The 15,048-nt window shown below is 70.8% G+C and carries 9 protein-coding genes; 6 read left to right on the plus strand and 3 right to left on the minus strand.

The window, feature by feature from the left end:
* Positions 1 to 175: 175 nt before the first annotated feature.
* Complete coding sequence (locus FHX40_RS25505) at positions 176 to 970, plus strand: CHAP domain-containing protein (protein ID WP_211350255.1); 795 nt, start codon at positions 176 to 178, stop codon at positions 968 to 970.
* Positions 971 to 1,000: 30 nt separating this feature from the next.
* On the opposite strand, the gene FHX40_RS13075 is transcribed toward FHX40_RS25505, so the two are convergent.
* Together FHX40_RS13075 and FHX40_RS13080 are read right to left on the minus strand one after the other, a co-directional pair.
* Positions 1,001 to 2,401, minus strand: coding sequence for an NAD(P)/FAD-dependent oxidoreductase (locus FHX40_RS13075; protein ID WP_142259860.1), 1,401 nt, complete (start codon positions 2,399 to 2,401; stop codon positions 1,001 to 1,003).
* A 112-nt stretch (positions 2,402 to 2,513) separates the two neighbouring features.
* The gene (locus FHX40_RS13080; protein ID WP_142259861.1) at positions 2,514 to 3,317 is read right to left on the minus strand and encodes a SigB/SigF/SigG family RNA polymerase sigma factor; all 804 of its coding nucleotides are present in this window, start codon (positions 3,315 to 3,317) and stop codon (positions 2,514 to 2,516) included.
* A gap of 511 nt (positions 3,318 to 3,828) precedes the next feature.
* On the opposite strand from FHX40_RS13080, the gene FHX40_RS13085 reads away from it, so the two are divergent.
* Positions 3,829 to 4,995, plus strand: a complete 1,167-nt coding sequence (locus FHX40_RS13085; RefSeq protein ID WP_142259862.1) for a glycosyltransferase — start codon at positions 3,829 to 3,831, stop codon at positions 4,993 to 4,995.
* Between the two features lie 9 nt (positions 4,996 to 5,004).
* Here FHX40_RS13085 and sthA read toward each other — a convergent pair whose 3' ends face one another.
* Positions 5,005 to 6,417: a Si-specific NAD(P)(+) transhydrogenase gene (sthA, locus tag FHX40_RS13090; protein WP_142259863.1), complete on the minus strand. Its 1,413-nt coding sequence runs from the start codon at positions 6,415 to 6,417 to the stop codon at positions 5,005 to 5,007.
* Between the two features lie 242 nt (positions 6,418 to 6,659).
* On the opposite strand from sthA, the gene FHX40_RS13095 reads away from it, so the two are divergent.
* Genes FHX40_RS13095 through FHX40_RS13110 form a run of 4 tightly spaced genes read left to right on the plus strand, consistent with a single transcriptional unit; the run spans position 6,660 to position 15,046 of the window.
* Entirely contained in the window at positions 6,660 to 8,366 is a 1,707-nt protein-coding gene (locus tag FHX40_RS13095) for a PD-(D/E)XK nuclease family protein (RefSeq protein WP_142259864.1), read from the plus strand.
* Between the two features lie 14 nt (positions 8,367 to 8,380).
* The gene (locus tag FHX40_RS13100; RefSeq protein ID WP_170198827.1) at positions 8,381 to 9,460 is read left to right on the plus strand and encodes a restriction endonuclease-related protein; all 1,080 of its coding nucleotides are present in this window, start codon (positions 8,381 to 8,383) and stop codon (positions 9,458 to 9,460) included.
* Positions 9,457 to 12,633: a DEAD/DEAH box helicase family protein gene (locus FHX40_RS13105; RefSeq protein WP_142259866.1), complete on the plus strand. Its 3,177-nt coding sequence runs from the start codon at positions 9,457 to 9,459 to the stop codon at positions 12,631 to 12,633. Before FHX40_RS13100 ends, FHX40_RS13105 begins: the two co-directional genes overlap by 4 nt.
* On the plus strand, positions 12,620 to 15,046 hold the full coding sequence (locus FHX40_RS13110; protein ID WP_142259867.1) for an RNaseH domain-containing protein: 2,427 nt from the start codon (positions 12,620 to 12,622) through the stop codon (positions 15,044 to 15,046). Before FHX40_RS13105 ends, FHX40_RS13110 begins: the two co-directional genes overlap by 14 nt.
* The last annotated feature ends 2 nt before the right edge of the window (positions 15,047 to 15,048 follow it).

The raw sequence follows: 15,048 nt of genomic DNA on the forward strand, positions 1-15,048 counted from the left end.
CCGGCCACACCGGCCTCAACCGTCGACTGTAATTCCCTTTTTGCCGGACTCACGGGATTTTCTCGACCGCCTTGTTACCCTCCCCTTGCCGCGACTTTGACCGGCGCGCCGTGGCCGCCGGTGAGCGGGCCCCGCCCGTGCGGGCCCGGCGGGAGTGGGGAGGCCTGACAACCGGATGGATCCGATCGCCAGAGAGCTCCTCGAGGTCGTCCGCGCCGAGCTCGGCTACCGGGAGAAGGCCGGGCAACGCACCAAGTACGGCGAGTGGTACGCCGAGCACGTCGCCGGCGGGGATCCGCAGTTCAAGACCGGCGCCTGGTGCGACATGTTCATCGCCTGGGCCGCCCACAAGGCGGGCGTGAGCGAGTACGTCGGCACGTTCGCGTGGACGCCCTCGCACGCCCGGTGGTTCCAGCGTCACGGGGCCTGGTCGGACCGGCCGGAGCCGGGGGCGTTGGTCTTCTTCGACTGGGGTGGGTCGAAGAAGATCTCGAAGATCGACCACGTGGGCATCGTGGAGCGGGTCAAGGGCGACCGCATCCACACGATCGAGGGCAACGTCGACAAGGTCTGGCTCAAGCGCAAGGTCCGCGACGAGAGCAAGGTGGTCGGGTACGGCCTGCCGCGCAAGGTGAAGGAGTACCTCGACCAGACGCGGATCTCCTGGCCGGAGCGCGTGGTGGACCTCGGCCGCCAGGGCGAGCCCGGCGTCACGCTGTTCGGCGCGCCGATCGAGACGCTGACCGTGGTGGCGCTGCTGGCCGCCGTCGCCGGGACCGTGCTCGTCGCGGCCCGCACCCGGCTGCGCCGCCCTTTCCGCCGCCCGTCCCCGGCACGGGGACGCCACCGCAGGACGGCCCGGCCGCAGGAACGGCCCGCTCCCCCGGTGGCGGCCGACGCGCCGGCCGTACCGCCGGACCCGTACCGGGACGCCGACGCGCTGCTCGACGAGCTCACCCGGACCCGCTGACCCCGCGGCCCCGGGCCCGGGGACCGGCGGTCACGACCGGCCGGCGCGCACCCGTTCCGCCTGGCGCGCCCGCTCCTCCCGGGCCTCCGGCGCCGGGGCGGCCTGCGGCGCGCCCGGCCCCTTTGCGGCGAACTCGAACTCGCGTCGCGGCTCGGTGAGGGCGCCCATCGAGACGATCTCCCGGCGGAAGAACAGCGCGAGCGTCCAGTCCATGAGGATGCGGGCCTTGCGGTTGAGCGTGGGCATGCGCGACAGGTGGTAGGTGCGGTGCATGAACCAGGCGGGGAAGCCGCGCAGCTTCATGCCGTAGACCTGGGCCACGCCCTTGTACCGGCCGAGGCTCGCCACCGACCCGGCGTAGGAGTGCCGGTACGGCTTGAGCTCCTCGCCGCGCAGCGTCGCCACGAGGTTCTCGGCGAGCCGCCGGGCCTGCCGTACCGCGTGCTGGGCGCTCGGCGCGGTGGTCGCGCCGGGGTTGGTGAGGTCGGGTACGGCGGCGCAGTCGCCGGCGCTGAACGCGTACCCGGCGCCCTCGACGGTGAGCATCGGGGTCACCCGCACCCGGCCCTTGGCGTCGAGGGGCAGGTCGCAGGAGGCGGTGAGCGGGTTCGGCTTCACGCCCGCCGTCCACACCAGGGTGTCGGCGTCGAACTCCTCGCCGTCGCTGAGCACGATGTGGTGGTCGACCGCGGACTCCAGCCGGGTGTTGAGCCGGACGTCGATGCCGCGCCGCCGCAGCTGGTGCAGCGTCCACTCGGCCATGTCCTCGCCCACCTCGGGCATGATCCGCCCGGTGGCCTCCACCAGGTACCAGCGCAGGTCGCAGGTGCGCACCCCGTCGAAGTAGCGGCAGGCGTCGCGGGCCATGTCCTCCAGCTCGGCGAGCGCCTCCACGCCCGCGTACCCGGCGCCGACGAACACGAAGGTGAGGGCGCGGCGCCGTACCGCCTCGTCGGTGGTGGAGGCGGCCAGATCGAGGCAGCCGAGCACGTGGTTGCGCAGGTGGATCGCCTCCTCGACGGTCTTGAACCCGATGCCGCACTCGGCGAGGCCGGGGATCGGGAGCGTGCGGGAGATCGACCCGGGGGCGAAGACGAGGTAGTCGTACGGGATCTCGCGCGGCGGCCCCTCCTGGAGCTCGACGTGCACCCGGCGGTCGCCGAGGCAGACCCGGGTGGCGCGGCCGCTGACGATCTCGCAGCGCGGCAGCACCGCGCGCAGCGACACGACCAGGTGGCGCGGTTCGACGTTGCCCGCCGCGGCCTCCGGCAGGAAGGGCTGGTAGGTCATGTAGGAGTCGACGTCGACGAGGGTGACCCTCGCCTCGCCGACCCGCAGCAGCCTCTGCAGCCGCAGCGCGACGTACGTGCCGACGAATCCGCCGCCGACGATCACTATTCGGGGAACGGTCCGGGAGGTTCGGTAGGTCATGGGCCGCCCCCTACCCCCATATCGCGCGCCGACTCGCGCGGGCCCGGGCGGTACGGCCGGCACGCGGCGGCCACGCGGCGCGGGGCACGTGGGCCCCGGCGGCGCGGCCCGGTCAGGTGCCGTCCCGCTCGGCGGGCGCCTCGGCCATGAGCTCGTTGCGGAGCTGGTCGAGCACCTTGCGGAGGATGCGGGAGACGTGCATCTGCGAGATGTCGAACTCCGCGGCGATCTCGGCCTGGGTCATGTTGCCGAAGAAGCGCAGCAGCAGGATGTTCTTCTCGCGCGGCGGCAGCTCGTCGATGAGCGGCTTGACCGCCTCCCGGTCGACGAGCGTGGCGAGCTCGTCGTCCTCGTCCGGGATCACGTCGCCCAGCGCGGCCGCGTCGTCGTCGGCGCCGAGCGGGGCGTCGAGCGACAGGGTGCTGTAGGCGGCCGACGCGTCGAGGGTGAGCAGCATCTCCTCCTCGGAGATGCGCATGCGCTCGGCGAGTTCCGCGATCGTGGGGAATCTGCCCAGCTCCTGGGTGAAGTCGGCGACCAGCCGGTTGAGCTCGGAGCGCCGCTCCTGGTACAGCCGGGGCACCCGCACCGCCCAGGTGCGGTCCCGGAAGTGGCGCTTGACCTCGCCGGTCATGGTGACCATCGCGTAGCCGCGGAAGCTGTGCCCGAGGCTGGGGTCGAACCCGTTGATCGCCTTCATCAGGCCGACGTAGGCCGCCTGGAGCAGATCCTCCAGAGGTTCGCCGCGGTGCAGGTAGCGCCGGGCGATGTCCCTCGCCATCGGCAGGTGCATCTCGACGACCCGCTCGCGGATGCGCATGCGCCGCTCCTCGCTCACGCCGGGCTCGTGCATCTCGGCGAGGAGCTCTTCGGCGGTGGGTTCGTCGAGTAGCAGTACGGCACGGTCCTCGGTCATATCCACTCCCTCGTGCGTGCCACGGCGAGGCGGAGACCGGCGACCGGGGGGTTTGGCAGGGTTTTCCGCTAGGTGGAGCACGCCGACGCCTCGCGCCTCGGTCCGAGGGCGAGGCCCTCTGCTGGACCTCTTGAGTCCGATACTTGCCCAGAGGTGACCGGTTTTCCACCTATGAATCGCCAGTAATGGTGATGCGCTCCTTTGGCGAGGCGCGCCGAGGTCAAGGACGTGTCAGCGCCGGACCAGCGGCGGGTTACGGCCCGCCGGGCGCCGCGGCCCTGGTCACGCCCGGCGCGGGCCCGGCCCTCCCGCCCGGCGGCGGGCACGAGGACGGGCCGCTTCGCCGCCGACCCCCCGTAGCGGACGAAGCATCACTGTCCGGAATTTCCGATGTGGGCAGTTTGGGGAGATGCTACCCGCGGTATGGCTAATCAGGCGCACTGCCTCGAGGCACACCCCCCGGCGCGCGCGGCCCAAGGTTTGGGTCCCCTGAGCACCTGAGGTGTGTCACATGCATATCGCCATCGTCTCCGCCCACGAACTGCCTCCGGAAACCCCGGCCATCGCCAGGGAACTCAGCCGCGGCCACCGGGTCACCGTCTACACCCGCCGCTACTCCCCCGAGCTGCGCGATCGCGGACGGCTCGCCCCCGGGGTCACCGTCGAGCACGTGCCCGCCGGGCCGGCCACCCGGCTGCCCGAGGGCAAGCTGCTGCCGTACCTGTCCGACTTCAGCGCCGGGCTGCAGGAACGCTGGGGCCGGGAGCGGCCCGACGTCATCCACGCCCACTCGTGGACCGGCGGCCTCGCCGCCATCGCCGGCGCCGACGCGCTCGGGGTGCCGGTCACGCAGACGTTCCATTCGCTCGGCGGGCGGAACGACGAGGACGAGAGCGCCGGCGACGCCCGCGGCGGCCCCGACCCCGAGGTCCGGATCCGCCTGGAACGTGCCATCGGCCGCCGCGCCAGCGCGGTGATCGCCTCCTGCGCGGGCGAGGAGTCCGAGCTGATCCGCATCGGCGTGCCGCGGCGCAACATCGCGATCGTGCCCGGCGGCGTCGACGTCGAGCGGTTCCGCAGGCGCGGCCCGGCGTACCCGCGCGGCGAGCGGCCGCGCCTGGTGCACGTCGGCAGGCTCACCCCCGCGGGCGGCGCGGGGACCGCGATCCGCGCCCTGGAGGCCGTGCCCGGCGCCGAGCTGGTGATCGCCGGCGGCCCGGTCACCGGCGACCTCGAGTCCGACCCCGACTACCGGCGGCTGCGCGCGCTCGCCGAGGAGGTGGGGGTGGCCGACCGGGTGACCTTCCTCGGCCGCGTCCCGCACGCCGCCATGCCCAAGCTCATGCGCAGCGCCGACGTGGTGCTGACGCTCCCGCAGGCCGTGCCCACCGGCATGGTCGCCCTCGAGGCGATGGCCTGCGGCGTCCCGGTGATCGCCTCGGCGGTCGGCGCCCACCTCGACTCGGTGGTGGACGGGGTGACCGGGTTCCTCATCCCGCCCAGCCGGCCGGCCACGCTCGCCCGCCGCGCCCGCGAGGTGCTCGCCGACCCCACCCTGCGCACCGCGCTCGGCTACGCCGGCGCCGACCGGGCCCGGTCCCGCTACTCGCTCGAGCGCATCGGCCAGGAGCTGGTCCGCGTCTACGAGGACGTGCGCGCCGCCCGCGCCTGCGCCTGACCGGCGGGCTCAGCCCCCGGCGCCCGTGAACCGGGCCATGCGGCGCAGCTTGTTGGCCGCGTCGAGGGCGGCGACCTTGTACCCCTCGGCGAGGGTCGGGTAGTTGAACACCGCGTCGACCAGGTAGTCGACCGTGCCGCCCAGTCCCATCACGGTCTGCCCGATGTGCAGCAGCTCGGTCGCGCCCGCGCCGAAGATGTGCACGCCGAGCAGCGACCGGTCCTCGGGCGAGACGAGCAGCTTGAGCATGCCGTACGTGTCGCCGATGATCTGCCCGCGGGCGAGCTCGCGGTACCGGGCGACGCCGACCTCGTACGGCACGTGCTCCCTGGTCAGCTCCTCCTCGGTCCGGCCCACGAACGCGATCTCCGGGATCGTGTAGATCCCGATCGGCTGCAGCGCGTGCATCCCGGTCACCGGCTCGCCGCACGCGTGGTGGGCGGCGAGCCTGCCCTGCTCCATCGAGGTCGCGGCGAGCGCCGGGAACCCGATCACGTCACCGACCGCGTAGATGTGCGGCACCGCCGTACGGTAGTGCTCGTCCACCGCGATCCGGCCGCGCGCGTCCGCGGTGAGCCCCGCGTTCTCCAGGCCGATCCCGTCGGTCATGCCCTGGCGTCCGGCCGAGTAGAGCACGGTGTCGGCCGGGATGCGCTTGCCGCTCTCCAGCACGATGATCGCGCCGTCCGGGTGGCGCTCCACCGCGGTCACGTGCTCGCCGAACCGGAAGGTGACCGCGAGATCGCGCAGGTGGTACTTGAGCGACTCGACGATCTCCAGGTCGACGAACTCGAGCATGCGCTCCCGCCGCTCGATCACCGTGACCTTGGTGCCGAGCGCGGCGAACATCGAGGCGTACTCGATGCCGATCACTCCCGCGCCGACCACGACGAGCGTGTCCGGCACCCGCTCCAGGGCGAGGATGTCGTCCGAGTCGATGATCGTCCGCCCGTCGAACTCCACGCTCTCCGGCCGCGCCGGACGGGTCCCCGTGGCGATGATGATCTTCTCGGCGCTGACCTTGGTCTCCCGGCCGTACTCGTCGACCACCCCGATCGTGTGCGGGTCGAGGAACCGGCCGGTGCCCTGCAGCAGCATGATCCGGTTGCGCAGCAGCTGGCTGCGGATCACGTCCACCTCCCGGCCGATCACGTGCCGGGTACGGGCCATCAGGTCGGCGACCGTGATCTCCTCCTTGACCCGGTAGCTCTGGCCGTACAGCTCGCGCTGGTGATGCCCGGTGAGGAAGAGCACGGCCTCGCGCAACGTCTTCGACGGGATCGTCCCCGTGTTGACCGACACCCCGCCGATCATGTTCCGCCGCTCGACGACCGCCACCCGGCGTCCCAGCTTGGCGGCCGCGATCGCCGCCTTCTGCCCGCCCGGCCCCGAGCCAAGCACCACAAGGTCAAAATCCGGCATAGACCGAGTGTGGCGGCCAAACCCCGCGGACGGGAACCCGTGTGCGGAACCGCCGGGTTACGGGAACCTCACCCGCCCCCGGGATGAGGCGGTGACCAGGGCCGACGTGTCCCGGACACCGGCGCCGCGCGGTCACGCCGCGATGAAACGCGCCTGCCAAGACCCCTGATCATGTTGTGTTATTAGTTCACAACTGATCTAATGGTCGTCTGACGCCACTAATTCCCCCTCCTGGAGGACACATGGATGGGTCCGTCGTCGGCAACCCGCACGTGATCCGGCTGTCGGCGGGCCTGCTCGACCGGCCCGGGAACGCGTGCCCCCACCACGCCGCGGTCAGGGCACGGCCACAGCTGCGCCCACGGCGGGGCGAACAGCGCCGTTACGCGCCCTGGGAGGACTTCCCGCTCGGGCTCGTGATGGAGATCCTCGACGCCGTCGAGCACGACGGTGTCCCCCTCGACCGGGCGATAAGGCAGACCCTGGCGTCCTGCCGGAAGCGGGTGCACCCCGGGGTGGCCCGCTGGGTCGCCCACGCCGCCGAGAGCTACCTCGAGGTCGCCGAGGCCCTGGCCGACCAGCTCGCCCGCGAGGGCGTCGACCTGCGCCCCGCGCCCGCCCCCAGGGTCGTGCAAGGGGGCCGGTCCGTGGCCGAGCTGCGCATCCTGACCGCCTGGGGGCGATGGTACGAGTCCACCGACGGCGCCGTGGTGGAGTTCCGGCGGCTGCGCATGCGCGGCCCTCGCGGCACCCCCGACCAGGCCTCCACCCTGGCCATGGCCTACGTCGCCGGGGTCGGTGACCGCGTGGAGGACCCCCGCGACCTCTACACCGCGATCCCCGTGCCGGTCGTCGCGGACCTGCCCCGGCCGCGCCGGGTCCGCGTGGTGGAGGTGGGCCTCACCACCGGTACCGAGGCCGTCCTGGTCGACGGCGACCCCGCCGGCATCCGCCGGGACTACCGGAGCAAGGCCATACCGGCCGCCCAGCGGCTGCTCGACGGCGGTGCCCCGGCCCCGGGGCGGGACTGCGCCGCCTGCCGGGTGCGGCCGTCCTGCCACGCCCTGCCGGTCACTCCCGGCCTGCTCGGCCTGGGCGACCGCGGAACCCACCGCAGGACCTGGTCGATCACCACCTCGCGCCGCTACGAGATCTGCCCCGCGCAGGCCCACCTCCAGGAGCTGTGGATCCCCGGCGAGGAGACCTCCTCCCCCGCCGCGGCCCGCGGCCACGCCGTCCACCGCTGGCTCGCCGCCGCCCACGCCCGGGGCCGGGCCTGCACCCTCGCCGACCTCCCCGAGCCCACCGCCGCCGACTGCGGCATCGCCGACGAGGTGCTCGACCGCGCCGACTACCAGGAGGCCCGGCCGTACCTGCTCGCGCACCTCGAGGTCTGCCCCCTCGCCGACCCCGACGGGGTGACCGACATCCGCACCGAGCCCACCGTGGCCGCCTTCGACCCGATCTCCGATGTCGTCGTCCTCGCCGTTCCCGACCTGCTGCGCCGGGTGCACGGCCGGCTGCGGTACCGGGAGGTGAAGACGTCGGTGCACCCGCGCGGCCTCACCCCCGAGAACGCCCTCGCCGCGGTCCCCCAGCTCGCGCTCGCGGTCTGCCTGATCGCCTCCGGCGCCTTCGGCGACCGGGACGGCCTCGTCGAGCTCGAGCGGCTCCACCCCGGCGGCGCGGAACCCCTGCTCGTCCTCGACGCCACCGACCCCTCGGTGGTCGCGGCGGCCCGCGCCGTCGTGCACGACCGGGTGGCGCGCTGGCACGCCGACGTCGACTTCGCCGCCACCCCGGGCTGGTGGTGCCGCTACTGCCCGGTCTCCCGCTGGTGCCCCGACGCCTCGGCCACCCTCGAGGACCACGCCGAGTTCACCAGCCCGCGCGCCGACGCCCTCGCCGACCTGGCCACCCCGGACGACACCGACGAACCTCCGTTCTGACCCGAAAGGCGCCCATGCACCCACTCGCCAAACCGGTCACCGCCGCCCTCCGCGCCGGATACGCCTGGAGCGTCCGCCGCGAACGGCCGGAGGCATGGCGGGAGATGGCGCGGATGACCGGAGTCATCATGCACCACCTCGGCCCGGGACGCGGGCCGACCACCCCCGTCGAGCTCGCCGCCCGCCTGCGTAAGCCGCTCGGCGAATGGATGCCGGTCGACGACCCCGACCTCGCCGGGCTGGTGATCCTCGATGCCGACGACCGGCTCACCCCCGACACCTACGACATCGGCTGCGACTACACCGTCGAACTCCTCGACCCCGCGGCGTCGGCATGGCTGCCGCGGTGGCGCACACACCGGGCCGAACAGGTGGAGAACGCGGCCTTCCAGCGCCTCGTGTCCGGAGACGATGAGACCTACGCGATCGGGCGGCGCTTCCTCGTGGAACACCCGGCAGGGGATGGCAACGAGATCCTCCGCCTCCTCAATGAACTCGGCATCCCACGACTGGTCGAGTACCGGGAGATCGGCGTAGACCGCCAGTGGCGGGGATGGTGGTGGGGCTGCCCCGTCTGCCGCTGGCCAATGAGCGTGTCCGCCTCTGGGGTTGTGAGCTGCCGGTTCCGTCCGCACGGAGCCGTCTACTCGCTGCTGCCCGGCCGGAGGCCGCGGCTTCAGCCCCAGCCCGGGGCCCCTGCCGCAGGACCTGCCCGTCCCGCTGAGGGCGCGGTTTGCGTCGATGAGTCGATCTGGCGGCACATCGTCGTCCCGGGCGTGGTGGAGGTACGACTGCGCGACCGCCTCGCCAAGCTGCCCGGCGTGACGGCCGACCTGTATCCGCTCAAAGACACCTACGACATCGCGGTCCGGCGTACGGGTGAGGCCACCTGGTCGTACACGCTCGACGTCAAGGACTACGCATCGCCCGCCGCCCTCGCCGCCAAGCTACGCGAGCGTCCGGTGGAAGCCGAGTACATCGTGGTGCCCGACTATCGCAGCCCTCGGCTGACGGAACTGAAACGGCTGCTGCCCGGGATGGAGATCGTCACCGAATCCGGGATCTACCGGCAGATCAAGAGGGATCTCACATGAGCACACGACCTCAGGTCATCTCCTGCGCCTTTGCCTTGGCCGAGGCGTTCTTCGGCGTTTGCGACATCGACCACGCTCAGCTGCTCCTCACCGGCCGGATCGATGCCTGGCCCGAGTACTGGGACCTAGGCGAGGAGGACCGAGCCAGGGTCTGCGCGCTACTGCGGCACCGCGGTGACGATCTCGCCAGTCTTGAGGTGTTCGCCAAGGCCGTATCCGAGCTGGGCGGCACGACCAAGCTCAACGGCTATCGGGTCGACGGGGACCACGTGCTACCCATCCACGGGGTAGACCCTCGGCTCCACGCCGACCGGCTGCTGAAGGAACTCAACAAGCAGCACAAACCACACACTCTCCCCGTAGCGGAACCGGGCCGGTATTACACCACCTTGCGGACCACGCCCGACAGGACTGAGAGCCTGATCGACCTGACCGGGATGACGGCTCCGCACCGTGATCCCGTCACCTTGCGAACCGCGCTCGCGGTCTCACAGGTCGAGCTGTCCGCCGACGAGCTCGGCAAGATGGCCGCACGCATTGACGAGGCCCGCGGCGACACCCACCGCCAGGCACGACTCAAGGCCCTCTTCGAACACCTGCCCCGGTCGCTGACTATCCGCGCCGGAGGCGTGATCCAGTCCCTCATCGCCCCCACGGGATACGGCAAGAGCGTCCTGATGGAGGTGACGGGCACACTCGCCGTCGAGAAGGGCGTGCCGACCGCCCTCGTCGTGCCCACCCGGGTCGCCGCGCTCTCCCTGGCGAAGCGGATCGAGGAGAACCTGGCCCTGCTCGGGATCAACGGCATCTGCACTCCGCTGGTCTCCCCAAAGGACGCGATGGCCGACGCCGAGAGGCTCGCCGCGATCGGTGACGCGTTCGGCGATTGGGCCTATGAGCGGCTCGCGTACGGCTGTGCCCTGCCTGCCGCGACCGAGAGCGATGTGGCGGTCGACACCTGGGTGCCCGGACATGAGCCCTGCCGTGACCTCCGGCTGCGACACCGCCATGGGCGTCGACATGCCTGTCCGTGGCGGGACGGCTGCGGCAAGTTCCGCCTCATGCGCGAGGCGGTACGCGCCGACGTGATCGTGACCGCGCACGCAACCTTCTTCAACGGCCGGATGCACATCCCGATTCGCACCGAGGCAGGCGTCAGCGACCGCATGGCGGTGGAGGAGCTCGTGATGCGTCGCTGTCAACTGATCATCATCGACGAGGTCGACCAGTTCCAGCGCGCGGTGATCGGTACCAGCGCCAAGCAACTGGAGCTGGCGAAAGGACGTTCCATCACCGCCCTGCACCGGCTCGACGAGGAGTTCCGTGCGATCTTCGGAAGCGTATCCCCAGAGTCGGACGCCGAGGTCAGGGCAATCCTTTCCGAGCTGCGCCTGCTGTCAGAACAGTACATCGCCAACCTGGCCAAGTCCTGGATGGCCCCGGCCTTCTCCGACCGGCGTCACCGCACGGCCCGTGGTCACCGTACCGACCGCTGGCTCGTGCCGCGCCGCCACGATGCCTGGCTCACCGCACGGTTGCTCGGCCTGCCCGAGAAGTCCGAGGAGGGGCGGGACGTCGAGCGGGACGAGGTCGAAGCTCTACATGTGCTTTTCGACGCTCCGGACGCGCGGGAGGTAGCCCCGCTGCCGCTCGCGAATCTCACCACCGAGCAGGCGGAGGGGACACGTAAGCAGATCACCCGGGTGTTGCGTGAGATCTCCGGGGGATGCCGGAACGCAACGCTTCCCGTGTACAAGCAGGAGCTGAACGAACTCCTCTCACAGGTCGTCCCCGACGATACCGTCCGCGGTCTCGTGGTGGATCGCCTGATCCGCCGTGCCCACCTGGAGCCGCTCCGCCGCAAGCTGTCCGAGCTCTTCTACCACACGCCACACCTGGGCGCGATGGGCGCCGATGCCGCTGAGACGATCGCCGACGCGCTGGGCGGTTTCAAGCGATGGGAGGCGATGCCCGCCAGCCCGCTCGGCCGTCTGTTCTTCGCTTTCAAGGAGCGTTTCGACGCGGAGAAGCCGTCCGAAGCGGCGCTGTCGGTGGCCGCATTCGGTGGCGATCCGCACGGATATGTCCGATACCTCGGCGAGCTGACCGCGCGCGGCCACGCAGGTGTGCCCCGTTCCGTGCTCGGGCTCTCGGCCACAAGCCACTTCCCCCGTGCCCCGCACCATCACGTGTTCGGCGAGCCGACCTGGATCGTTCCGGACACCGACGACCGGGGCGTCACGATCCACGATGCCCGCGTCTTCGCCGACGACGCCGCGATCCGGATCTCCGGGGTTCAGGGTCGGCAGCGGGAGCTGAAGCTCTTCGACCTTGGCGAGCACCTGTACCGGCTCAAGCTCGCCCACCATCTAGGTGAGCTGGCCCGCCGACGTAACGAACGCGGCACACCCGGCCGGGACCGCATCCTTGTCGCCACGACCTCGTACACGAGTGTGTTACCCCTGGCCCAGGGCATGGTGCGCGGCGGTGCGGAGGAGAAACGCCTCTGCCTGCTCGCCCGGGAGGAGGAGAAGCCCGAGCTGGACCGTGGGGGCTGGCACGTACTGGCCTCGGACCAGGTGGAGCGCTTCCCCGCGACCGGAGCGGACATCCTGATCGCCCCGCTCGCCGTGGTGGAGCGCGGCGCCAATATTCTCGACGGAGAGATCTCGGCGCTCGGCGCCATCTACGTCGTGGTACGTCCGGTCCCCCTCATCGACGAACCCGCGGAGCTGCTCGCCCACATCAGCCACCGGCTGTGGCGCGAGACCTGGCAAGGGGCGACCCCGCCGAGGCGGCTCGACGAACGCATGAAAGCCGCTGGCAAGCACTTCGACGACATCGTTCGCTCGGCCCAGTACTTCCGCTCCCTGCCCGAATGGGTCCGGCTCGGCATCGTCGCCGAGATCATCGTCAGCCTGATCCAGCTCGTCGGACGCGCTCGGCGTGGTGGAACCCCGGGCGAGCTGTACCTGGTGGACGATGCCTTTTTCGACAACCGTGGCCAGTCGGATCTGCCGCGGTTAATCCTGCAGCTGCGCGACAAGTGGGACTCCGCCGGACAGCTTGAACGACTGCGCGAACTCTACGGCCCCACACTCGAGTCCTTTTTCATCTTCGCCACGCGGATGAGCCGCGTCATGTCAGGAGACGACGACCATGATGATCACTAGCGCGTTCCGTATTCCCCAGGACCTATACGGCACGGTCTCCGTCTATCCGCTCACGACGCAGATCATGACCGCCTTCGATCGGATCGCCGCGAAGTGGCGAGGACGCACCGGCAACGAGCACGCCACAGCACCGTACGCCTCGCTTGCGAACGCGCTTACCGCTGTCACAGCGCAACCCGTCATCATCCTTCCGAGACCGCGGAAGCGCACCGACCCGTACTGGCTCATCACCACCGACCCCATTGATCCCGAGACGCTCCACATGGCCACCCGGAGCTGGGAACGGCTCGCCGGCGGCCATGACACTCTGGGGCCCCTGATCGCCGAGCTCCGGCCGCGCACGATGAAGCTTGCCGACGACGTACAGCGTTCCGCCGGGCGCGTCTCGGCCGCCAACTGGGTCTACAAGGTAATGGCCTGGAACCTGGCCGCGACCTTCGCGAGCAGCCCCGTTGACTTCGACGGGCACCTGGTGACCTTCCGGCTCGACACCAAGGGAAACATGATCGCCTGGGATGACCCCATCCGCGACACCAGCCGCGATAGGGCCGCCGAAGGACTCATCAAGATCTCTTTCGAGATCGTCACGATCCCCGGGGAAAGTGAACTGGTGGCCATCCCCACCATCAGTTTCACCCGGCTGGTTAGCAACCTGCGCATGGTGAAGTGGGCGTGGATCGACCATGGGCGCCCCACGCTGCTACGTCTCCCGATTGCGCGGAAGGCCACGGACACCGGCTGGAGAAGTGTCTTCGCCGATTTCAGCGGCACCGTGGTCGAGGAGTGTGGGCTCTCTCCCCTGCCGTGGGGCGAGAACGTCCTGGTCGACGAGCCCGACCGGGTACGAGCCTCGCGAAGCGTCAACTGGAGCCACCGGTTGGGCGTCGGGGTCGGAGCCCGGTCCTATCGACGGTTCCTCGAACACGTGACCGCCATTTCGGGCGCCGAGCCGATCGCGTACGACGAGACGAAGATCAGGGTCCAAAGAGAGGTCGACACCGAACCCCTGTCATCGTTGGACGCCTCCGCACTGGCGGCCGGATACGACCGGATCCGGATCGTCCACCTCTCCGCTTCCTCCGCGAGCCGGGAGCGGGTACGGCTGGCGCTGCGCGCGTACCAGGCGGTGGAGGCTCCCGAGCTACCCGTAGCGACCGGTGTCGAGCATCCGGTCACCGATCGCGTCGGCTTCGTCGCCTACGACCTACCCGAGCTTCTTGCCCATGGTGACGTCGACCGCACGGCACTGCCTGTGGCCGCTCCCCTGCTCAAGGCCGACCCGTGTGCCCTCGTCCTCGCCATCGTAGACACCGAGTACAAGCCGGGGGATTCCATTACCGGCGACGCCAAGCCCGTACTACGCAGGATGCTGGCCCAACTCGGCGTGCCCAGCCAGTTCCTGAAGATTACGCCGGGCACTGACGGGCCGACCGACCCGGAGACGGAGGACTATCCCGCCAATGTCGCCGTGCGAGACCTCCTACGCGCAGCCGGCCTGACCGACGACCGACTGGCCCGGGCCGTGCGGATGTCCCCGTACCCGCTGGAGCGCGAGGTGTGGCTGGTCGGCCTACACGTACGTGTGCAGAACACCAAAGCAAACGGCCGCGCCAGGCACGATCGCCCGCTCCTGGTCACGACTCTGGTGGGGGTGCGCGCCCGCCCGTCCGGGCCCTGGGAGTTGTGCATGTACGTCCGGGGCCGCGGCTGGGTACCGCATGCCGAAGGCCTCACCGCCTTTCACCGCGACTCCATCGGTGATCGGATCGAGGAGCGGAAGGCGGCCTACGCCCGGCTGCGCGCCTACGTCGATAGCGCGCTCGCCGAACTCCCAGGCGATCTTCCGGTGGTGGTCATGGTCGATGCCGATGAGACCCGCCGCGTCTGGAGCGGTCTGAGCAATGGCCAGCTGCGCGAGGGAGTACTACCCGGCGACGGTCTGGCGCGGTCCGAGCGCGTCGCCGTGGTAAGGGTCGGCACGGGCGACAAGGCCGTGCCCCGCCCGATCCACTTCATCGACGGTCGTCCATCCCGTGATCCCGGCAAGCCCGGTAGCCCGCGCAAGCGCGTGTACCGGGGTGCCGACAGTTGGCTGCTCGGTTACTCCTCGCGGGTGTTCAACCAAGGCAGCAAAGGTCGGGTCGGCTCCGACTACACACGCTTCACGCTGCCCAGTGAACGGGCCAGAGAGCAGCGCGCCCCCTGGCACGCGTTCACCGCGACCGAGTTCGTTGTCGTGCGACCGGGGCCGTTCACCGACGAGGAGGTTGTGGCGCTCTCGGCGCGGTTGTGTGCCCAGCCGCTGTCGTGGGATGCCCACACACGGCGTCCCCTGCCGTTGCACCTCGCCGTAACCGCCGACCAGGACCACCCCGCCTACCGGAGCGAGGACCTCGACGGCGACGAGGAGTGATC

Source organism: Thermopolyspora flexuosa (assembly GCF_006716785.1).
Taxonomy (GTDB): Bacteria; Actinomycetota; Actinomycetes; order Streptosporangiales; family Streptosporangiaceae; genus Thermopolyspora; species Thermopolyspora flexuosa.